Raw genomic sequence first — 21,504 nt, 5'->3', positions numbered from 1 at the left:
GGAACATCCATGCCCTCCCGCACTTCCTCCCCCCGATTGGGGCGCAGAGGATTCCTCACCCTCGCCGGCGGCGCTTTCCTGGCTGCCGCCGGATGTGCCCCCCAGACAACGAACGCGGCCCATTCCGGGCCCGTGGGCGAACTGCCCACCGGGCCGCCGCCCGCCGGTACGTCCCTGGCCGTGGCCGTGCGGACCTCGCAGATCCAACTGGCCACCTCCGGACTCGACAAGAACCTCCCCTTCAACGTCTCCTCCTGGATCAACCTCAATGCGGGCCCCGACATCATCCAGGGATTCCGGGCGCGCTCGATCGACATCGCGAGCAATGCCGGAATTCCGCCGATCCAGGCCGAAGCCATCGGTGTGAAGGCCCGGATCGTCGCTGTGCAGGAACGCCACCACCCCACGTACACCTTCGCCACGGCGCCCGGCTCGTCCATCAGGACCGCCGAGGACTTCAAGGGCAAGAAGATCGCCTTCTCCCAGGGACAGGCCCAGGGCGTGGTCGTCCTGCGGGCCCTGAAGAAGGCCGGACTCGCCAACTCCGATGTCCAGCTGGTGGCGCTGCCGAGCACGCAGTTCCTCACCGCGCTCCAGTCGAAGCAGGTCGACGTCGCGCCCCTCGGCGAGCCGACGCTGACCAAGTACCTGAGCCAGTACGGCAAGGACGGCGCCCGCGGCGTACCGACCGACGTGGTCGACCTGCTCACCGTCCTGTGGGCGCCCCTGGAGGTCCTGAACGACCCGGCGAAGGCGGCAGCCGTACGCAGCTACGTCACCCTCTGGGCGCAGGGCGTGGCCTGGGCGTGGGAGAACGCCGACCAGTGGATCGAGGCGTACTACGTCAAGGACCAGGGCGTCAGCGCGGCCGACGGCCGGCGCATCGTCGACTCCCTCGCGAAACCCCGGTTCCCGGCGAACTGGGACAAGGCCATCGCGTGGGAGCAGGAGACCGCGGACCTGATGGCCGAGGGCGGCTTCGTACCGAAGGTCGACGTCAAGACGCTGTTCGACCGCCGGTTCGAGGGCCTCGCGGCCGCCGCCGTGCCGGCCGGATACCGGGAGGGCGCATGAGCGAGGCACTGACGGGTCTGCGCGTACAGCCCCCGGCACCCGAGGCCGTGACGGACCGGCCCGATGCGGTGACGCCCGGGGCTGCGACGGACCGGCCCGAGGGGGTGACGCCCGGGGCCGTGACGGACCGGCCCGAAGCCCCGGCACCCGCAGCCGTGACCGGCCGGCCCGGCACCGCCGTGGAGCCCTCCGGCCCGTACACCGGACGCCGGCGCCCCGCGGCCCGCAAGGCCCGGCGGCTGGGACCCGGGCGCGGCGTCCCCTTCGGCCGGCTCCTGGGGCCCGCCCTGCTCATCGCCGTCTGGTGGGCGGCGTCCGCCGCAGGCGTCCTCGACCCGCGCATCCTCTCCGGTCCCGGCACCGTGATCGCCACCGCGGGCGATCTCGTGGCGGACGGCCGCCTCCAGGGCAACGTGCTGATCTCGCTCCAGCGCGCCGGTCTCGGCCTGCTGTTCGGTGTCGTGACCGGAGTCGCGGCCGCCGTGCTCGCCGGACTCAGCCGCACGGGCGAGTACCTGGTCGACGGGCCGCTCCAGATCAAGCGCGCCATTCCGTCGCTGGCCATGCTGCCCCTGCTCATCCTCTGGCTGGGCATCGGCGAGCAGATGAAGGTCACGGTCATCGCCCTGGGCGTCGCGGTCAACATGTACATCAACACGTACGCCTCGCTCACCAGCATCGACAGCCGCCACGTCGAACTCGCCGAAGTGCTCGGCCTGAGCCGGTGGCGCTTCCTGCGCAAGGTGGTCCTCCCCGGCTCCCTGCCCGGATTCTTCGTCGGCCTGCGGCTCGGCGTGACCTCGGCCTGGCTGGGCCTGATCGTCGTCGAGCAGATCAACGCCACCAGCGGCATCGGCTACATGATGTTCCAGGCCCAGCAGTACGCACAGTCCGACGTGATCATCGTCGGCCTGGTGGCCTACGGGATCTTCGGCTTCTCCTCCGACGCACTGGTGCGCGCGATCGAAAGGAGGGCCCTGTCGTGGCGACGCACGCTGGCGGGCTGACCGCCGACCCCGGCACCCGGGTACGGGACCACGCCCCGGCCGCGGTGCGCACCAGCGGGCTGGTCCGCCGCTTCGGCGACCGGACCGTCCTCAAGGAACTCGATCTGACCATCGGAGCAGGTGAGTTCACCGCGCTGCTGGGCCGCAGCGGCTCCGGGAAGTCGACCCTGCTGCGCGCCGTGGCCGGCCTCGACCACGACGTCGAGGGATCGGGCGGGCTGACCGTCCCCGAACGGGTCTCCCTCTCCTTCCAGGACTCCCGCCTGCTGCCCTGGCTGCGGGTCCTGGACAACGTCACCCTCGGACTGCACGGACCCGGCGTCCGCGAACGCGGAGTACGGGCCCTCGCCGAGGTCGGCCTGGAGGGCCGGGAGCGTGCCTGGTCCCACGAGCTGTCCGGCGGCGAACAGCAGCGTGCCGCCCTGGCCCGCGCCCTGGTGAGCGACCCGGAACTGCTCCTGGCGGACGAGCCGTTCGGCGCGCTGGACGCCCTGACCCGCATCCGCATGCACGGGCTGCTGCGCGAACTCTACGAACGGCACCGCCCCGCGGTCCTCCTCGTCACCCACGACGTCGACGAGGCGGTGGAGCTCGCCGACCGCGTGCTCGTCCTGGACGAGGGCCGCATCTCCGTCGACCTCGCCGTCGAGCTGCCCACCCCCCGGAGCCGGCGCCACCCGCGCTTCCAGGAGTACCGGGACACCCTGCTCGCCGCCCTCGGCGTGTCGGAGCACCCCGCACCCACCGACCACCACCATGACCTCCGGAAGGACGACCCCGATGTCGCGAACGCCTGAGCGCAAGCACCTCCACCTCAACGCCTTCCTCATGTCGGTCGGCCACCACGAGGCGTCCTGGCGGCTCCCCGAGAGCCCCGCCGACGGCGGCACCGGCCTCGCGCACTACCAGAACCTCGCCCGCATCGCCGAACGTGGCCTGCTGGACTCGGTGTTCCTCGCCGACAGCCCCGTTCTCTACAACGACCCCGGTCGGCGGCCCTCCAGCAAGCTGGAGCCGACCGTGCTGCTGACCGCGCTCGCGGCGGCCACCAGCCGGATCGGACTCATCGCCACGGCCTCCACCAGCTACAACGAACCCTTCAACCTGGCCCGGAGATTCGCCTCCCTCGACCACGTCTCGAACGGCCGGGCCGGATGGAACATCGTCACGACGGCCGGCGCCGAGGCCGCACGGAACTTCGGCCTCGACGACACCCCCCTGCACCACGAGCGCTACCGGCGCGCCGCCGAGTTCGTCGACGTCGCGACCAAGCTCTGGGACAGCTGGGCCGACGACGCCGTCGTCGCGGACAAGGAGGCCGGCGTCCACACCCTCGCCGACCGGGTCCGCCCCATCGACCACCGAGGCGAGTTCTTCCGCGTCGACGGCCCGCTCAACGTGGAACGCTCCCCCCAAGGGCACCCCCTCCTCGTCCAGGCGGGCTCCAGCGAGGACGGCAAGGACTTCGCGGCACGCTACGCCGAGGCGGTGTTCACCGCGCAGCAGACCCTCGACGAGGGCATCGCCTTCTACAAGGACGTCAAGCGGCGGGCCCTCGCCCTCGGCCGCGACCCGGACGGCATCAAGATCCTGCCCGGCATCGTCCCCGTCATCGGCGACACCGAGGCGCAGGCCCGCGAACTGGACGCCGAACTCGACCGGCTCATCGTCCCCGAATACGCCAAGCGGCAGCTCGCCCAGCGGCTCGGCATCGCCCCGGACGCCCTGGACCTCGACTCCGAACTGCCCGACGACATCCCCACCGAGGACGAGATCGAAGGAGCCAAGAGCCGCTACACCCTCGTCGTGGACCTGGCCCGCCGCGAACGGCTGACCGTACGCCAGCTGATCGGGCGGCTCGGCGGAGGCCGCGGGCACCGCACCTTCGCCGGCACCGCGGAGCAGGTCGCCGACAGCATCGAGCACTGGTACGAGAGCGGAGCCGCCGACGGCTTCAACATCATGCCCGCCGTACTGCCCTCGGGGCTGGAGCGCTTCGTCGACCAAGTGGTCCCGATCCTCCAGGAACGCGGCCTGTTCCGCACCGAGTACACCGGCACGACCCTGCGCGAGCACTATGGCCTCCCGCGCCCCGCCAACCGCCTGTTCGACGCCCCCGCCCCGGGCGCCGGCCACCCCGGCACCAGCCTGGTGGAGGCCCGATGACGGGCTGTCCCACCCCCACGACGGGGCCGGCCACCGCGCACGACGCGGCGGCCGGCCCCGCCGGCGGACCGCCGGCCGGAAGCTGGGCACGCAGGCTCGTCGGCTACAGCCTGCGCCACCGCACCGACGTCGTGCTGGCCTTCGGAGCCGCCGCGGTGGCGGCGGTCGCCGCCGCCGCACTGCCCCTCGTGCTGCGCCACGTGGTGGACGACGTCGCCGCCGCGGACGGCGCCGCCCTCGTACCCTGGATCGTGCTCCTGGTCTGCCTCGGGGCGGTCCGCTTCGGCGCGTCCTTCGTCCGCCGCTACCGCTCGGGACGGCTCTCCCTCGGAGTCCAGTACGACCTGCGCAACGATGCCTTCGCCGCCCTCCTGCGGTTCGGCGGCCCCCAGCAGGACAGCCTGCGCACCGGGGAGGTCGTGAGCAGGTCCATCTCGGATATCACCCTCATCCAGACCCTGCTCCAGTTCCTGCCCAACCTCACGGGCAACGTGCTGATGTTCGGCGTCTCCCTCGTCTTCATGGCGTGGCTCTCGCCGCTCCTCACCGTGGTCGCCCTGGTCGTCGGGCCCGCCCTGTGGATGATCGCCCTGCACAGCCGCCGTACCCTCTTCCCCGCCAACTGGCACGCCCAGCAGGAGGCGGCCGAGGTGGCGTCCGCCGTCGAGGCCACCGTCACCGGGGTGCGCGTCGTCAAGGGCTTCGGCCAGGAACACCGTGAACTGCGCGGCCTCGAGGAACGCGTCCGCGCGCTCTTCGCCTCCCGGCTGCGGGTGGTCGACTTCACCAGCCGCTACAACCCGGCGCTGCAAGCCGTACCGGCGCTCGGACAGGTGGCGGTCCTCGCCCTCGGCGGCTGGCTCGCCATCGACGGACAGCTCTCCCTCGGCACGTTCCTCGCCTTCACCGCCTACCTCGGCGCCCTCGTCACGCCGGTGCGCCAGGTCGCCACCCTCCTCACCGTCTGGCAGCAGGCCCGCGCGGGCGCCGAACGCGTCCTGGAGGTCGTCGACGAGGCACCCGTGATCGCCGACGCGCCCGGCGCACGCGACCTCGGACCCGCCGCACCGGCCCTGGCCTGGCACGAGGTGACCTTCGGCTACGGCGAGGCCGCCCCACTGCTGTCCGGCTTCACCCTGGACGTGCGCCCGGGGGAGACGCTCGCCCTCGTCGGGCCGGCCGGCTGCGGCAAGTCGACCGTCGCCGCGCTCCTGCCGCGCTTCTACGACACCCGGTCCGGCAGCGTGTCCGTCGGCGGCCACGACGTACGGAACCTCACCCTGGCCTCCCTGCGCTCCCGGATCGGCTTCGTCTTCGAGGAGAGCCTCCTCCTCTCGGACTCGATCCGGGCCAACATCGCGTACGGGATCCAGGACGCGACCGACGCCCAGGTCCGCGAGGCGGCCCGGCTCGCCCGGGCGGACGAGTTCATCGACCGCCTCCCCGACGGATACGACACGATCGTCGGCGAACAGGGACTCACCCTCTCCGGCGGCCAGCGCCAGCGGGTCGCGCTCGCCCGCGCCCTGCTGATCGACCCCGCCGTCCTCGTCCTGGACGACGCCACCTCCGCCCTGGACGCCCGTGTCGAGTCGGAGATCCACGCCGGCCTCAAGGAGGCGGACCGCCGTCGCACCACCCTCATCGTCGCCCACCGCGAATCGACCCTGGAGCTCGCGGACCGCGTCGCGCTGATGGACGGCGGCCGGATCACCGACATCGGCACGCCGGACGAACTGCGCGCCCGCTCGGCCCTCTTCCGGTCCCTGCTGTCCACCCCGGCCCGTCCCGACGGACCTGACCGCGCCGACGCCCCCGACGCGGCCGCCGGGACCGCGCGCGCCTCCGGCGTTCCGGTCGGCGGCGTCACCGAGGAGCTGTGGAGACACCCTGCCGGGGCAGCTGCCGCCCACCACGAGGGCACCGCGGTCCGCGCCGCGAACGCACTCGCGCAAGCAGCCGCCTCCGGCCCCGGCCGCGGCGGACCCGGCAGCGGGGTGCTCGGCTCCGCCCCGCCCGCCCCCGAGCTGCTGGCCGCGCTGGCCAGGATCCCGCTGCCCGCCGCCGAGCCCGGCGTCCCGCTCGCACAGGCTGTGGCGGGCGACCCGGCCTTCCGCCTCGGCTCCCTGCTGCGCCCCTTCAGGATCCCGCTGCTCGGCGGGCTCCTGCTGGTGGCCGTGGACGCACTCGCCCAGATCGCCGTACCCGTACTCGTCCGGCACGGCGTCGACAGCGGGGTCACCGGCCAGGCGAGGGGGGTCCTGCTGGCGGCCGCCGCCGCGGCTGCCGCGGTCGTCGCCGTCAACTGGCTGCTCGGCGTCGCCCAGGTCCGCACCACCGGGCGCACCGGCGAGCGGCTCCTCTACACCCTGAGGGTCAAGACGTACGCCCAACTGCAGCGCCTCGGCCTCGACTACTACGAACGGGAACTCGCGGGCCGGATCATGACCCGGATGACCACCGACGTGGACGCCGTGTCGAACTTCCTCCAGACCGGCCTCATCACGGCGGTCGTCAGCCTGCTGACGGTCCTCGGAGTCCTGGTGTCCCTGCTGGTCATCGACGCGCAGCTGGCGCTGGTCCTGCTCGCCGCGCTGCCGCCGCTGATCGTGGCGACCGCCCTCTTCCGGCACTACTCGGTCCCCGCCTATCTGGAGGCCCGCGAGCAGATCAGCACGGTCAACGCCTGCCTCCAGGAGAACGTCGGGGCCCTGCGGATCACCCAGGCCTTCCGCCGGGAACAGCGCAACGCCGACGACTTCGCCGCCCTCGCGCGGGCGTTCGGAGAGTCCCGGCTGCGGGCGCAGCGGTACATGGGCACCTTCTTCCCCTTCGTCGAGTTCCTCGGCACGCTGTCCACGGCCGCCGTCCTCGCCGTCGGAGCCGGACAGGTGGTCTCCGGCGGGCTGACCGCGGGCACCCTGATCGCGTTCCTGCTCTGCGTCGAGCTGTTCTTCGCCCCCATCCAGCAGCTGTCCCCCGTCTTCGACGGGTACCAGCAGGCGGTCATCGGCATGAGCCGTCTGCGCACCCTGATGCGCACCCCCGTCGGCACACCGCCGGCGTCCGCGCCGCGGCCCGTCGGGACCCTGCGCGGGGAGATCGAGTTCGACGACGTGTCGTTCCACTACGCGGGCGGATCGGACCGGGACGTGCTGCACGGCATCAGGCTGCGCATCGCCCCGGGCGAGACCGTCGCCCTCGTCGGCACCACGGGCGCGGGCAAGTCGACCGTGGTCAAGCTCCTCGCCCGCTTCTACGACCCGGCCTCCGGAGCCGTCCGCGTCGACGGCCACGACCTGCGCGAACTCGACCTGACGGGCTATCGGCGCCGACTTGGCATCGTCCCGCAGGAGCCGCACCTCTTCGGCGGCAGCGTCCGCGACGCCATCGCCTACGGACGGCCGGACGCGACCGACGCGGAGGTGGAGGCCGCCGCACGGGCCGTCGGAGCCCACGAGATGGTGGCCACGCTCGCGCACGGCTATCTCACCCGGATCGGGGAACGCGGCCGCGGCCTCTCCTCGGGCCAGCGCCAGCTGCTCGCCCTCGCGAGGGCCGAACTGGTCGACCCCGACATCCTGTTGCTCGACGAGGCCACCGCATCACTCGACCTCGCCACCGAACGGCGGGTCACCGCGGCCGTCGAGGCCCTCACCCGGCGGCGCACCACCGTCGTGGTGGCCCACCGCCTCACCACGGCCGCCCGCGCGGACCGCGTGGTGGTCCTCGACGCCGGGACCGTCGTCGAGACGGGCACCCACGCCCAACTGCTCGCCGCCCAGGGCCCGTACCGGCGCCTGTGGGACGCCTACCGGCAGGGCGCCGCCGCCCTCCGTCCGCAGGGTCCGGTTCCGGCCGGCACCCCTACCGATCAACTCGTCAACGGGAGTGCACGATGACCGACCACCGCCTGCTCGGACGCACCGGCGTCAGGGTGAGCCCGCTCTGTCTGGGCACCATGATGTTCGGGGCCCGCGGCAACACCGAGCACGCCGACAGCGTCCGCATCATCCACCGGGCCCTCGACTCCGGCATCAACTTCGTCGACACGGCGGACGTGTACTCGGCGGGGGAGTCGGAGACCATCGTCGGCAAGGCGCTCGCCGGCGGCCGACGGGACGGGGTGGTGCTGGCCACCAAGTTCCACGGCAGCCTCGGCGGCGACCCCAACGATCAGGGGAACAGCCGTCGTTGGATCATCCGCGAGGTGGAGAACAGCCTGCGCCGGCTCGGTACCGACTGGATCGACCTCTACCAGGTCCACCGGCCCGAACCGGAGACCGACTTCGACGAGACGCTGGGCGCGCTCAGCGACCTCGTCCACCAGGGCAAGATCCGCTACATCGGCACCTCCACCTTCGAGCCCTCCGCGATCGTCGAGGGCCAGTGGCTCGCCGAGCGCCGCGGCCGCGAACGCGTGGTGGCCGAGCAGCCCCCGTACTCGCTGCTCGCGCGCGGCGTCGAGCGCGAGGTCCTGCCCGTGGCCCAGCGGTACGGACTCGGCGTGCTCACCTGGAGCCCCCTCGCCGGCGGCTGGCTGTCCGGCCGGTACCGCAAGGGCGGCGAACAGCCCGCCTCCAGCCGCATCGACCGGCAGGCCGCGCGCTTCGACATCGCCGACCCCGAGAACGCGGCCAAACTGGACGCCGCCGAGGCGCTGGCCCAGCTCGCCGAGGAAGCGGGACTGACCCTGGTCCAACTGGCCCTGGCCTTCGTCCTGGAGCACCCCGCAGTCACCTCGGCCATCATCGGACCCCGCACCTTCGAGCAGTTGGAGAGCCAGCTGGGCGCCGACCGGGTACGGCTGAGCACGGACGTACTGGACCGCATCGACAAGATCGTGCCGCCGGGCACCAACCTGTCCGCCCGGGACGCCGGATACGTGCCGCCCGCGCTGTCCGACCCGCTGCTGCGCCGCCGCCCCCGCGTCTGACCGCGCCCGGCCGCCGTCCTCGCCCTCGGCACAGACGGCGGCCGCCCGGCCTTCGGCGCCTCTACGCGCGTAGGAACGGCTCGCGGCATGTCGGAAGACACAAGAGCGAAAGCCCTTGACTGGATCATCGGCCACACCTGCTCCGAGAGCGGAATCAATCACTCCCACATCGGGGGATGATTCCGGCCACCGGGCCGCAGGGCAGCCACCCTCGGCCGGGTGTGCCATGAGCAGCGACATCCAAGCGACATCAGGGGAATACACCCGTGCGACGAAAGATCTTCGGCGCGGCCGCCACCGCGGTCGTGCTCGGCTTGCTGATACCACTGTCCGGCTGCGGCAGTTCGGACGACGGCGGGGATGACGGCGGAACGCTCCGCCTGGTGGCCGCCGAGTACGGCGACACCCCGGCCACCAGTTCCAAGGCCTACTGGGACAAGGTGACCGGCAACTTCACCGCCGCCAACCCCGGTATCAAGGTCGAGGTCCGGCTGCTGCCGTGGGCCGACATCGACCGCGAGGTCTCCCGGATGGTGAAGGCGGGCAAGGCGCCCGACGTGGCGCTCATGGGCTCCTACTCGGACTTCGCCGCCCAGGGGAAGCTCTATTCCGCGGAGGAGCTCCTCTCGGTCGGAGCCGAGGCGAACTTCCTGCAGCCGCTCGCCGAGGCGGGGACCGTCAACAGCCGTCTCTACGGACTGCCCTTCGTGGCGAGCAGCCGTCTCCTCTTCTACAACCAGGCGCTCTTCGCCAAGGCCGGCGTCAAGAAGGCCCCCAAGACGTGGTCCGACCTGAAGGCCGCCGCCAAGGCGCTCAAGGACAAGGACGTGAAGTACCCGTACGCCATGCCCCTGGGCCCGGAGGAGGCGCACGCCGAGGCGTTGATCTGGGAGCTCAGCAACGGCGGTGGCTACGCGGACAGCAGCGGCAAGTACAGCCTCGACTCCGAGCAGAACATCAGGACCTGGCAGTGGGTCAAGGACAGCCTGGTCACCCCCGGTCTGGTCGGGCCCACCCCGCCCTCCCGGCTCAACCGCGCAGACGCCTTCGCCGCCTTCCTGCGCGGCGAGGTCGGCATGCTCAACGGCTATCCCTCGCTCGCCCACCAGGCGGCCGAGAAGGGCATCGACGTCGGCGCCGTCGCCATGCCGGTGTCGGACTCGCTCGGCGCGGGGGAGAGCCCGCCGACCGTGGGCGTGGCCGACTGGATGGTGGCCTTCAAGCAGAACGACAGGCGCGCCGAGATAGGAAAGTTCCTGGAGTTCGTCTACCAGGACAAGAACCTGTCGGATTTCGCCGGCCGCTACCACCTGCTGCCGTCCACCGCCTCCGCCGCGCGCACCCCGGCCGGCGGCGGCCTCAGCCAGACCGACGAGGACTTCCTGATCGCGCTGCGGACCGCCCGGCTCTACCCGGTGAACGACCCGTCGTGGGTGACGGTCAGCGACACGATCAAGCGCAACATCGGGCGCGCGGTGGAACCGGGCGGTGACCCGAAAGCCGTCCTGGAGGACATCGCGGACAAGGCGGTGGAGGCCGGCAAGACGGGCTGACACCCCCCGGCGGACCATCGACGCGGTGCTCACGGCTTCCGGGGCGTCGAGGGCTTCAGGGGCTACTTCACCCGCCGGTTGAACGGCAGTCTGCCGAGCACGACCGCCATGCCGCAGGTGTTGGTGAGGGCGGAGAACACCAGCCCGGCCGCGATCCCGGCGGACAGCAGCCGGAACGCCGGATGGACGAACAGGCCCAGGGCCAGGCCCAGAAGCACGAGGGCGCCCGCGGTGAAGCGGACCTGGCGCTCCATCGCCCAGACGGCCCGTGGGCGGCCGGCCGCGTACTGCAGTCCGTGGCCCTCGGCGGCCCACGCCGTGGTGCCCCCGCTCAGGCTCGACGCGGGGATGCCGTGGGAGGCCAGGGTCGCGGTGGCGTTGTCCGAGCGGGTGCCCGAGGAGCACACCAGGAGGAGCGGCTTGCGTCCGGCGGCCTCCCGGAGCTCCGGCAGCGCCCGCCCGATGCGGTCGAGCGGGATGTTGACGGCGTCCGGCAGGTGGCCGGACGCGAACTCGGCGGGAGTGCGGACATCGACGACGGTCAGCTCGTCGAGGCGGGGCTGCGCCTGGTCGACGCTCAGTGTGGCGGCGGAATCACTCATGGCGGATCAGATCCTTGGCGGGGGAGGGGGCGCGCACGCGCGGGCGGCGCAGTGTGGCCGGCCTAGGCGTTCGCGATGACGAGGAGGGTGCGGGCGGGGGTCGGGCCCGACAGGCGACATCGGTGCGGGACTTCGCCCCGGTGGTGGGCGCTCTGGCCGGCGCGCAGGGTCAGCGGCGCCTCGCCCTCGAGCTCCAGGACCAGCTCGCCCTCCAGGACGTAGAGGAAGTCCTCGCCGGGGTGCTCGAACCAGCTGCGCTCGCCCTGGCCGGGCTCGAAGTGGTGCTCGTACGCCTCCATCAGCGCGCTGCGGCCCCCGGGGATGAGCACCTGTGCGACCTGCCCCGCGGTCTCGGTCACCCGGATCACCTGAGGGTCGCTCTCGTGGCTGACCGCGCCGGGACGGCCGGGCGGCCGGAGGAAGGTTCCCGGCGTGACGTCGAGCGCCTCGGCGATCCGGTAGATCGAGCTGAGGCTGGGCGTGGCGAGGCCGCGTTCGAGCTGGCTGAGGAAGGGCTGGGAGAGGCCCGAGCGGGCGGCGAGGACGGCCATGGAGACGCCGCGCTGTTTGCGACAGCTCCGGATCACCCGTCCGACCTCGATCGCCTCGGGCGTGGGTTCGGGTCGAGACACGCAGGTGAACGTACCGCATCACCGATCAGGGGTCCGGCGCCCCGGCGAGGTTTCGCACTGCCGCAACACTCCCGTCATAAGCGTGGTCAATTATTGACCTCACTTATCGACGACGGAGGAGACGCCCCGTGCAAGCCACCCACTCACCGCCCGGCCGGACACTCGGCCGACTGGGCCCGGCCCTGGGCGCGGCAGGCGCCGTGCTCGCGCTGTGGTACCTGCTCGCCTGGTCCGGCGCGGTGGCTCCGGGACTCCTCCCCACGCCCGCCCAGACCCTGGCCGCGCTCGCGGACAGCGCCGGCAGCGGCATCCTGGCGGCCGATCTCGGAGCCAGCCTGGCCCGCGCCGGGCAGGGCTTCGCCCTGGGCGCCCTCGTCGGCAGCGCCCTGGGCTTCGCCACCGGCTACCTGCCCAAGCTCTCCGCCGCCGTCACCCCGGTCGTCTCCTTCCTGCGCCCGATCCCGGCCATCGCCCTGGTACCGCTCGCCACCGCCTGGTTCGGCATCGGGGAGACCGCCAAGCGCCTCCTGATCGCGTACGCCGTACTGCTCGCCGTATGGCTCTACGTGCACGACGGGGTGTCCCGGGTCCCGGTCTCCCACCTGCGGGCGGCCCGGTCGCTGGGGGCACCGCTGCACCGGCGGTTCATCGAGGTGCTGCTGCCCGCCGCCGCGCCCGCCCTGCTCGCGGCGCTGCGCTACGGGGCTTCGGTCGCGCTGCTCGCCCTGGTGGCCGCGGAACTGGGCGGCGCGGACAGCGGTCTGGCCTACCGGCTCCAGGTGGACGGCCAGTTCCTGCGGGTGGACCGGATGTTCGCCGGGCTGCTCGTGCTCGGGCTGCTCGGCGTGGCCGTCGACCTCGTACTGGCCGCGATCGGCCGCCGGTTCGTGCACTGGAGCACGTCATGAGCCGGGCCGTACGTCTGGAGGGGCTGTCCGTGGGTTACGGCGCCGCCCCCGTGCTGGAGCGGACGGACCTGGAACTGCCCGCGGGCTCGTTCACCGCCCTGCTCGGGCCGAGCGGATGCGGCAAGTCGACGGTGCTGGGCGCCGTGGCCGGGTTCGTACCGCCCGCCACGGGCAGGGTGACGGCGGGCTCCCGCCCCGTGCGCGGACCGGGACCCGACCGCGGCGTGGTCTTCCAGCACTACGCGCTCTTCCCCTGGCGCACGGCCCGCGGCAACGTCGAGTTCGCGCTCAAACGGCTCGGGCTGCCGCGTGCGGAACGCCGCCGGCGCGCCCTGGAGGCGCTCGCCGAGGTCGGCCTCGCGGACGGCACCGACAAGTACCCCGCGCAGCTCTCGGGCGGCATGCAGCAACGCGTCGCGCTGGCCCGCGCCCTGGCCGCCGAGCCCGAAGTGCTCCTGATGGACGAGCCGTTCGGCGCCCTGGACGCCCTGACCCGGACCCGTATGCAGCGCCTGCTGCGGGAGCTGTGGCAGCGCAGGGGCACCACCGTGCTGTTCGTCACCCACGACATCGACGAGGCACTGGCCCTCGCCCAGCGGGTCGTCGTCCTCGGCGGGTCCCCCGGGCGGGTGCTGGCCGACCACCCGGTGCCCGACGGACCCCCCGACCCGGACCTGCGCTCACTGATCGCCCGCCACCTCGGCTCCGACTGAGGCCCCTCCATCCCCTCTCCTGCCCGCTTCACCCCCGTCCCCGGAAGGACTTCCCCATGCTCAGACCCCGCGCGGTGGCCGCCGTACTGACGGCGGCGCTGCTCAGCGCCCTCACCTCCGGCTGCGCCGGCGGCCCCGGCCCCACGGAAGCCGGCCGCCCGGCCGTCTCCCTCGCCGCCAGCGACTACCTCGGCGGGGCGCCCGTCTACGTGGCCCAGGAGCGCGGACTCTGGTCCGCCGAGGGCATCGACGCCACCGTGACCACCCAGCCGACCGGGCGCGACGCCCTGAACGCCGTGCTGGGCGGCCAGGCGCAGCTCGGCGTCGTGGGGGACCTGCCCGCGGTCACGGCCGCGCTCGGAGGGCGGGACCTGCGGATCGTCGCCGACCTGTCCCGCTTCTCCGACTGGCGCATACTCACCCGGACGGACCGGCAGATCACCGGCTTCGCCGCGCTGAAGGGCCGCAAGATCGGAGTCCCGCAGGGTACGAACGTCGAGTACGCGCTGTCGCGGATGCTCGGCTCCGTACAGCTGACGGCCGCGGACGTGACCGTGGTGAACCTCGCCCCGAACCAGGTCACTCCGGCGCTGGCCCGGGGCGACATCGACGCCGGCGTCACCTTCCCCAGCTTCTACGACGCCGCGCGCACCACGCTCGGCGAGCGGTACGCCGAGCTCCCGTTCACCGGCTACACGGCGCGGACCCTGCTCATCGCGGGCCCCAAGGCGAGCGAGGAGACCACAGCCGCCGTGCTCCGCACCCTGGTGCGCGCCCAGCGCGGAATCGGCGACGACCCGGCCGGCGCCCGACAGGCCGTGGTGGCCCAGTCCAAGGGCGCCCTCCAAGCCGGCTACGTCGACGGCTACCAGCCCCGCTACACCTACGGCGCGAGCCTCACCCCCGAGCTGCTCGCGCAGTTGGAGGAGGAGGCCGCCTGGGCCAAGGCCGCCCAGAACCTGCCGGGCGCCGCCGACCGCACCGCACTGCTGCGCTACCTGAACCCCGGCCCCCTGACGGCCGTCGACCCCGCCGCCGTCACCGTCCGCTGAACCACACCCCACTCGAGGAGATCCTCATGACCGTCGACCAGAACACCCTGCGCCGCCGCGGCGTCGGCCTGATCGCCCACGACGCCGAGCGCAGCTACGGCGGCCACACCCTCTACACCCCGATCACCAGCGCCGGCGAGATCCACCTCGTCGACATCGAGGGCCGGTCCGTCCACACCTGGAACTCCCCGCACCCGCCCGGCCGCCAGGCGCAGCTCCTCCCCAACGGGAACCTCTTCTACGCGGCCAAGGACACCAGCAGCCCCACCCTCTTCCCCATCTGGGACGTCTACCACGGCGGCATCTTCCAGGAACTGGCGCCCGACTCCACGGTGATCCGCGAGGTCAGGCATCCCTTCCACCACCACGACGCCTCGATCCTGCGCAACGGCAACCTGATCATCGGGGCCGTCGAGCCGCTGGACCCGGCCGACGCGGCCCGGATCCGGGGCGGCATCCCCGGATCCGAGGCGCCCGGCGGGGTGATCTACGGGGACGTGGTGTACGAACTGACCTGGGACGGGGAGATCGTGTGGCGCTGGGCCGCCATCGAGCACCTGGACCCGGAGGAGGTGCCGCTGAACCCGCACTTCGCCCGCAACCACTGGCCGATGGCCAACACCGTCAACGAGAGCGCCGACGGCTCGATCGTGGTGGGCTTCCGCAGCGCGTCCACCACCGTGGCCGTCGACCGCGCCGACGGGTCCGTCCGGTGGCGCATCGGCCCGGACGTCCTGGCCCAGCAGCACCATCCGCACGAGCTGGCGGGCGGCACCATCCTCGTCTTCGACAACGGCACCTACCGTGACACCACTTCGGTTCCGTACTCACGGGTGCTGGAGCTCGACCCGCACACCGGCAAGGAGGTGTGGGCGTACGAGGACAACCCGCCGCAGAACTTCTTCAGCCCGTACATGTCCAGCGCCCAGCGCCTGCCGAACGGCAACACCTTCATCGCCGAAGGCTCCTTCGGACGGCTCTTCGAGGTGACGCCCGACGGTGACGTGGTGTGGGAGTTCGTGGTCCCGCAGTTCCGCTCCTTCGGCGAAGGCGTGGGCCTGGAGTCCTCGGCCGGCGCCCAGAACTCAGTCTTCCGCGCCTACCGCTACTCCGCAGACCGGTTCCCCTGGCTCTGAACGGCACCGGTTCCGGCTGCGCGGCCACGCTATGCGTCGGCCGCGCAGCGGAAACCGATGTTCCCACTGCTGCTCTCCGGGGTGTTGCCGGTGCGCGCGGCCACCCGGTACCGGTTGCAGTACGAGTCGTGGCAGAGGTACGAACCGCCGCGCATCGCGCGGGTGCCGCTGCCCGGTGCGAACGCGTCGGCCGACCACTCCCACACGTTGCCGACGGTGTTGTAGAGGCCGTGGCCGTTCGGCTCGTGCGCGTCGACGGGCACCGTGCCCACCCAGCCGTCCTCCTTGGTCGTCACCAGGGGGAACTCGCCCTGCCAGATGTTGCACCGCCACTGCCCGCCGGGGGTGAGCTCATCGCCCCAGGGGTAGCGTGCCTGATCCAGCCCGCCACGGGCCGCGTACTCCCATTCGGCTTCCGTCGGCAGCCGCTTGCCCGCCCACGCGGCGTACGCCACCGCGTCGTACCAGGCCACGTGCACCACCGGATGTCCGTCCTCGGGCGCAGAGCCGGGTCCGTACGGCTCGCGCCACGACGCGCCCGCCACGCCGCGCCACCACGGCGTGCCCGGCGGGGCGGGGGAAGCGAGCACCGTCTCCGGTGCGAGCAGGCCCGCGAACACGTACGACCAGCCGAGCCGCTCGGCGATCGTCCGGTACCCGACGGCGTCCACGAACGCGGCGAACTGGGCGTGGGATACCGCCCGTTCGTCGATGTGGAAGGGGGTCACGACGACTTCGCGCACCGGCCCCTCGCCGTCCTGGGCGTTGGCGGCCTCGTCTTCGTTGCCCATCCGGAAGGCGCCGCCGGGCACCAGCGCCATGCCCTCCCGGGAGAGCGGGGAGGAGGAGACGGGAGAGCGGACCGCCGGCGGGGGGAGGACCGAGAGCGTGGGAACCGGCCCGCGCGAAGCCGCACAGCAGGCCCTGACCTGGGATGACATGCCGTCACTCTGCACGATCGCGGTTCCGCCGCACACGCCGGGACAAGGGCTGTCACACGCTTTTAATGCCATGTGCATGGCCATCGGGCCGGTGTTCTCCGCATGATCGCATTCCGTCCGTGAGAGCCAAGGAGCCCCCGATGCCCACCCGCCGCCACTTCCTCGCCGGGTCCGCGGCCGCCCTCGGCCTCGGCGCGCTCTCCGCCGCAGAGGCCGAGGCGGCCCCGTCAGCCCAGTCGACCCCGGCGGCAACGGCCGTCGCGCCGCCGACTCCGAACCTCGTCGTGATCCTCGCCGACGACCTCGGCTACGGCGACCTCGGTGCGTACGGCCAGAAGCTGATCACCACACCGCGGATCGACCAGCTCGCCGCCGAGGGCCTGAGGTTCACCGACGCCTACTCGACGGCCGCGGTCTGCGCACCGTCCCGCTGCTCCCTGCTGACCGGCCTGCACACGGGCCACTCAGCCGTCCGGGCCAATCCGGGCGGCGCCCCCGGCGCGCTGAAGACCGGTGACACCACCTTCGCCGAAGTGCTGCGCGCCCGCGGCTACCGGACCGCGGTGATCGGGAAGTGGGGCTTCGGGCCGGAGGAGGGCGACCAGCCCAGCCACCCCAACTCCCGTGGTTTCGAGGAGTTCTACGGATACATCGACCACGGGCACGCCCACGAGTACTACCCGCAGTACCTGTGGCACAACGGCGCCAAGGAGACGATCGCCGCCAATGCGGGCGGCGCGAAGGGCGCCTACGCACCCCAGCTCATCGAACAGCGCGCGCTCGACTTCATCGGCGACCACGCCGCCGAGCCCTTCCTGCTCTTCCTCACACCGACCGTGCCGCACGCACCGAGCGACATCCCCGACGTCGGCGCGTACGCCTCCCGTACCTGGAGCCAGCAGAACAAGGGCCACGCCGCCCAGATCACCTACTTCGACACGCTCGTCGGCAAGGTCACCGACCGGCTGCGCGCGCTCGGCATCGCCGAGAACACCGTCGTCCTCGTCACCAGCGACAACGGCCCGCACGAGGAAGGCGGGGTCAACCCCGACCTGTTCAACGCGAACGGCCCGCTGCGCGGCTACAAGCGCAACCTCTACGAGGGCGGCATCCGCGTCCCCCTGATCGCCTGGTCCCCGGGCCGGATCGGAGCCGGCCGCACCAGCGACCGTCCCACCCCGCTCACCGATGTGCTCCCCACCCTGGCGGAGCTGGGCGGCGCACCCGCACCCACGGACATCGACGGACTGTCGGCCGCCCCGCTGCTCGCCGGGGGCCCGGCCGCCGCACGCCACAACCACCTGTACTGGTACCGCGACGAACGCGGCGTCACCAGCCGCGCCGACACCGAGGACGGCGGCCGCGCCACCTGGCTCGCCGAGGCCGTGCGCAAGGACGACTGGAAGGCCGTACGGTTCGCGCCCGTCAGGGACCACGCGCTGCCCGACGCGCAGTGGCAGGTCGAGCTGTACGACCTCGCCTCCGACCTCGGCGAGCAGCGCAACGTCGCCGACGCCAACCCGTCGGTTGCGGCCGGCCTGGTCACCCTCATGCGCTCCTCGTGGGTGGACACGTACGTCCGCAAGCCGTACGGAGTCCGCGCGCAGATCCAGGGGCCGGCCGTGTCCGGTGAGGAATTCACGGTCACCGCGACCCTGGGCAACGGGTCGGGCAAGCCCTGGACCCGCGCACTCCTCGCGCTGAGGGCTCCCGCGGGCTGGCAGGTCCGGGCGACCGCCGCGACCGGCCAGGACCTGCTGGCCGCCGGTGCCACGCTGACCACGACCTGGAAGGTCAGGCCGCCGGCGACGGCCGCCGCCGGCACGCAGTGGCCGCTGACCGTCGACGGCACCGCCGAGTCACCGACCGGGCCCCTGCGCTACTCCGCCACGGAACGGGTTTCCACGGTCCCGCCGGCGCCGGCTGCCGACGCCTATCTGAGCGATCTCGCGTGGGTGTCGGCCACCAACGGCTGGGGGCCGGTGGAGCGGGACCGGTCCAACGGGCGCAGCGCGGCCGGGGACGGTACGCCGATCTCGTTCGGCGGAGTGACGTACGCGAAGGGCCTCGGCGTCCATGCACCCTCCGAGATCGTCTACCACCTCGGCGGAGCGGCGGACCGCTTCACCGCACTCGTCGGCATCGACGACTTCTCGAAGAACCAGGCCGCCACCGGCGCGACGAAGGCCTCGGTGAGGGGCGACGGGAAGGTGCTGTTCACCAGCGGCAAACTGACCGGCGCGGGCGGTCCCGTGCAGGTGGACATCGACGTGCGCGGGGTGAAGCTGCTGCACCTGGTCGTCGAGGACGCCAACGCCAATACGGCCTTCGACCACACCTCCTGGGCCCTCGCCCGGGTGACCGTGGTCTGAACCGGCCGTGGGTAGGGTCGGGTGAACCCGATCGAGGAGGACCAGCGTGGCGGGCATCGTGATCGCACAGACGACGGTGAACGACGAGGGGAAGGCGTACGAGATGGGGCGGGCTGCGGTGGAGGCCCGGCTGACGGCCGGCGTGCACATCGACGCGCGGATGACCACCTTCTCCTGGGAGAAGGGCGCCATACGCCACGAGCGGGAGTACCGGCTCTCATTCCAGACGACCACGGAGAAGGCAGCCGCCTTGAAGGCGTGGGTGCTCGAACAGCACCCGCACGCCGTGCCGCAGTGGATCGTGCTGCCGATCGCCGAAGCCTCGGAGGAGTACCTGGCGTGGGCGGTGAAGGAGACCACCGCCGGGTAGCACGGCCGCAGGTCAGTCTCCGGGCAGGACGAGGCCGGCGCCGTCCTCGTCGAGCGGAAGGTGGATGCGGGAAGGGTCCTGGCTGTCGACGTCGGACGGGCGCGGGCCCTCGGGCCCGTCGGGGCCCCAGCGCAGCAGGCGGCGGGTGCGGACGATCTGGTACACGGTGCCCCGGAACTCCAGCTGATTGACGCGCCCGGCCCGGAGGGCGTCGGCGGCCTCGGCGTACGCGGCCAGCTCCGCGGACCGCGGGCCGTCCGTCGACCCGCCCGCCCCGCGGTCTTCCGGCCAGGTGCGGGCATCGGCGTGAGGGCCGGCGTCCTGGGGGATGTGGCCGTGCATCCGCGGCCACATCCACGTCAGGGCGAACTCCAATGACCTGCGGGCTTCGTGCGCGCTCACGTGCGGACCGGTGACCGGAGTCCAGCCGCTCGCGGTCTGCTCCACGACCGTGAAGGTCGCGGGCAACAGGAGGACGTCCGGGTGGGTGTCCAGCGCCTGCCGCGCGTCGGCGCGAACGTCCTCGGGGAAGCGCTCCCCGGTGTAGCACAGGCCCCGAAGGGCCAGCCGTTCAAGGGCCTGGGTGGGGGTGACCGGCGCATCCGGGTCCAGGACGAGGCCCTCGTCGACCCCCGGCCCCTTGGCGGCACGGTGCCAGTCGGGGGAGAGGGGCTCGGGGTCGGTGGGCCGCGGCTGCTCGATGCCGCCCGGTCCCGCCCCCGCGTACTCCTCGGCCCGCACGACCCGGTACCGGGTCCCCGCCACGTCGAGTTCGTCGACGCGCTCGCTCTCCAGCCGGGCGACCGCCGCCAGCAGCGCGCGCCGCTCGGCCCGATCGCGCGCATCGTCCTTCGCACGGAACCACAACCGGGAGTTCAGCCCGTCGCGCGCCTGCTGCGGGCAACCGTCCGTCACCGCGAGCACCACCCGCCACCGCGATTCCCCCGCGTACTGCGCCGCCACCCCGAACAGGGGGCCGCGCACCACGACATCGGCGGTACGCGCCACGGCGTCCACCGCATCGGCTTCCACCGCGGCCTCCACCGGCTCCACGGGAACCCGCACCACCATCGGCCGGGACCAGCCCGCCCCCACATCCCCACGGTCCATGCCTCCATCCTGCCGACCACGACACGACACCGCCCCTGATTCGCTCATTCCCCTCACCCCGAGGGGGCGCGATGGCGTATGAGGGATCGGCACCCCAGGCCTTGCCGGCCCGGACGCCGGCGGCGCCTATGCTGCCGGGATGATCAAGCCGATTGAACTCGTCATATTCGACTGCGACGGTGTACTGGTCGACAGCGAACGCATCGCGGCACGCGTCCAGGTCACCCTGGGCGCCGAGCTCGGCTGGCCTCTCACCATGGACGAGGTCGTCGACCGGTTCATCGGGCGTTCGCACGCCTCCATTCGCGAGCAGGTCGCCGCTCGGCTCGGCGAGGAGACGGCCGCGATCTGGTCGGACCGGTTCGAGCAGCTCCACCGCGAAGCCGTGGACGCCGACCTCGCCCCCGTCGAGGGACTGCCCGCGGCACTCGACGCGATCACCTTGCCGACCTGTGTGGCCTCCAGCGGATCCCACGACAAGATGCGCCACACCCTGGGCCGCACCGGCCTGTACGGACGCTTCGCGGGCCGCATCTACAGCGCCACCGAAGTCTCCCGCGGCAAGCCCGCCCCCGACCTGTTCCTGCACGCCGCCCGGCAGCTGGGAGTTGATCCCGCAGCCTGCGTGGTGGTCGAGGACAGCCGGCCCGGCGTCCAGGCCGCCCGCGCGGCCGGCATGCGCGCCTTCGGTTACGCCGGCGGCCTGACCCCGGCCGAACGGCTCGAGGGCCCCGGCACCACCGTCTTCCACGACATGCGCACGCTCCCGACCCTCATAACCGCCCGGTAACCCCCCGCTGCCCGCCGCGCCGGACCATCCAGAGGAGCCGCCCGGCAGCTGCGGCCCGACCCGGCAGGCGCAAGGGTCACTCCCCCGACGGCGTGGCGTGCACGTGCATCCCGTGGCGGGGGACGATGAGATGGCCGGGAGC

General features: G+C 72.7%; 18 protein-coding genes. 14 read left to right on the top strand and 4 right to left on the bottom strand.

Going from position 1 to position 21,504, the window contains the following annotated elements:
* Positions 1–9: 9 nt before the first annotated feature.
* From OG472_RS03230 to OG472_RS03200, 7 genes are all read left to right on the top strand, one after another.
* Positions 10–1,074: an ABC transporter substrate-binding protein gene (locus OG472_RS03230; protein ID WP_405940858.1), complete on the top strand. Its 1,065-nt coding sequence runs from the start codon at positions 10–12 to the stop codon at positions 1,072–1,074.
* The gene (locus OG472_RS03225) at positions 1,071–2,081 is read left to right on the top strand and encodes an ABC transporter permease subunit (protein WP_405827596.1); all 1,011 of its coding nucleotides are present in this window, start codon (positions 1,071–1,073) and stop codon (positions 2,079–2,081) included. The genes OG472_RS03230 and OG472_RS03225 overlap by 4 nt, the downstream gene beginning before the upstream one ends.
* Positions 2,057–2,878, top strand: coding sequence for an ABC transporter ATP-binding protein (locus tag OG472_RS03220; RefSeq protein ID WP_405827594.1), 822 nt, complete (start codon positions 2,057–2,059; stop codon positions 2,876–2,878). Before OG472_RS03225 ends, OG472_RS03220 begins: the two co-directional genes overlap by 25 nt.
* Positions 2,862–4,247 carry an LLM class flavin-dependent oxidoreductase gene (locus OG472_RS03215; protein ID WP_401614358.1) on the top strand — a complete coding sequence of 462 codons (1,386 nt, stop codon included), beginning with the start codon at positions 2,862–2,864 and terminating at the stop codon, positions 4,245–4,247. The genes OG472_RS03220 and OG472_RS03215 overlap by 17 nt, the downstream gene beginning before the upstream one ends.
* Positions 4,244–8,149: an ABC transporter ATP-binding protein gene (locus OG472_RS03210; protein WP_405940857.1), complete on the top strand. Its 3,906-nt coding sequence runs from the start codon at positions 4,244–4,246 to the stop codon at positions 8,147–8,149. Before OG472_RS03215 ends, OG472_RS03210 begins: the two co-directional genes overlap by 4 nt.
* A complete protein-coding gene (locus tag OG472_RS03205; RefSeq protein WP_405827589.1) occupies positions 8,146–9,183 on the top strand; it encodes an aldo/keto reductase in 1,038 nt (345 codons plus the stop codon). Before OG472_RS03210 ends, OG472_RS03205 begins: the two co-directional genes overlap by 4 nt.
* A gap of 266 nt (positions 9,184–9,449) precedes the next feature.
* Positions 9,450–10,736 carry an extracellular solute-binding protein gene (locus tag OG472_RS03200; protein WP_405827588.1) on the top strand — a complete coding sequence of 429 codons (1,287 nt, stop codon included), beginning with the start codon at positions 9,450–9,452 and terminating at the stop codon, positions 10,734–10,736.
* A gap of 62 nt (positions 10,737–10,798) precedes the next feature.
* Here OG472_RS03200 and OG472_RS03195 read toward each other — a convergent pair whose 3' ends face one another.
* Both OG472_RS03195 and OG472_RS03190 read right to left on the bottom strand, forming a co-directional pair.
* A complete protein-coding gene (locus OG472_RS03195; RefSeq protein WP_405827586.1) occupies positions 10,799–11,338 on the bottom strand; it encodes a rhodanese-like domain-containing protein in 540 nt (179 codons plus the stop codon).
* A 62-nt stretch (positions 11,339–11,400) separates the two neighbouring features.
* On the bottom strand, positions 11,401–11,970 hold the full coding sequence (locus OG472_RS03190; RefSeq protein WP_405940856.1) for a helix-turn-helix domain-containing protein: 570 nt from the start codon (positions 11,968–11,970) through the stop codon (positions 11,401–11,403).
* 128 nt (positions 11,971–12,098) lie between these two features.
* On the opposite strand from OG472_RS03190, the gene OG472_RS03185 reads away from it, so the two are divergent.
* The 4 genes from OG472_RS03185 to OG472_RS03170 are packed head-to-tail and all read left to right on the top strand — an operon-like array spanning position 12,099 to position 15,779.
* Positions 12,099–12,878 carry an ABC transporter permease gene (locus OG472_RS03185; RefSeq protein ID WP_401614370.1) on the top strand — a complete coding sequence of 260 codons (780 nt, stop codon included), beginning with the start codon at positions 12,099–12,101 and terminating at the stop codon, positions 12,876–12,878.
* Positions 12,875–13,591, top strand: coding sequence for an ABC transporter ATP-binding protein (locus OG472_RS03180; protein ID WP_405827584.1), 717 nt, complete (start codon positions 12,875–12,877; stop codon positions 13,589–13,591). Before OG472_RS03185 ends, OG472_RS03180 begins: the two co-directional genes overlap by 4 nt.
* A gap of 56 nt (positions 13,592–13,647) precedes the next feature.
* Positions 13,648–14,643, top strand: a complete 996-nt coding sequence (locus tag OG472_RS03175; RefSeq protein WP_401614374.1) for an ABC transporter substrate-binding protein — start codon at positions 13,648–13,650, stop codon at positions 14,641–14,643.
* Between the two features lie 26 nt (positions 14,644–14,669).
* Entirely contained in the window at positions 14,670–15,779 is a 1,110-nt protein-coding gene (locus tag OG472_RS03170; protein ID WP_405940855.1) for an aryl-sulfate sulfotransferase, read from the top strand.
* A gap of 29 nt (positions 15,780–15,808) precedes the next feature.
* Here OG472_RS03170 and OG472_RS03165 read toward each other — a convergent pair whose 3' ends face one another.
* On the bottom strand, positions 15,809–16,720 hold the full coding sequence (locus OG472_RS03165; RefSeq protein WP_405827579.1) for a formylglycine-generating enzyme family protein: 912 nt from the start codon (positions 16,718–16,720) through the stop codon (positions 15,809–15,811).
* Positions 16,721–16,860: 140 nt separating this feature from the next.
* On the opposite strand from OG472_RS03165, the gene OG472_RS03160 reads away from it, so the two are divergent.
* Together OG472_RS03160 and cutA are read left to right on the top strand one after the other, a co-directional pair.
* A complete protein-coding gene (locus OG472_RS03160) occupies positions 16,861–19,092 on the top strand; it encodes a sulfatase-like hydrolase/transferase (RefSeq protein ID WP_405827577.1) in 2,232 nt (743 codons plus the stop codon).
* Positions 19,093–19,138: 46 nt separating this feature from the next.
* Positions 19,139–19,462 (top strand): divalent-cation tolerance protein CutA, encoded by a 324-nt coding sequence (cutA, locus tag OG472_RS03155; RefSeq protein ID WP_401614382.1) that lies wholly within the window; start codon positions 19,139–19,141, stop codon positions 19,460–19,462.
* 12 nt (positions 19,463–19,474) lie between these two features.
* Here the strand turns inward: cutA and OG472_RS03150 are convergent, their stop codons facing one another.
* Positions 19,475–20,572, bottom strand: a complete 1,098-nt coding sequence (locus OG472_RS03150; protein WP_405940854.1) for a DUF5954 family protein — start codon at positions 20,570–20,572, stop codon at positions 19,475–19,477.
* A 139-nt stretch (positions 20,573–20,711) separates the two neighbouring features.
* Between OG472_RS03150 and OG472_RS03145 the strand changes: the two genes are divergently transcribed.
* Positions 20,712–21,362, top strand: a complete 651-nt coding sequence (locus OG472_RS03145; protein WP_405827573.1) for an HAD family hydrolase — start codon at positions 20,712–20,714, stop codon at positions 21,360–21,362.
* Positions 21,363–21,504: the final 142 nt, after the last annotated feature.

The organism is Streptomyces sp. NBC_00207 (assembly GCF_045160965.1).
GTDB lineage: Bacteria > Actinomycetota > Actinomycetes > Streptomycetales > Streptomycetaceae > Streptomyces.
The sequence above is the reverse complement of the archived record's forward strand: the minus strand, read 5'-3'. Positions and strand labels throughout refer to the sequence as shown.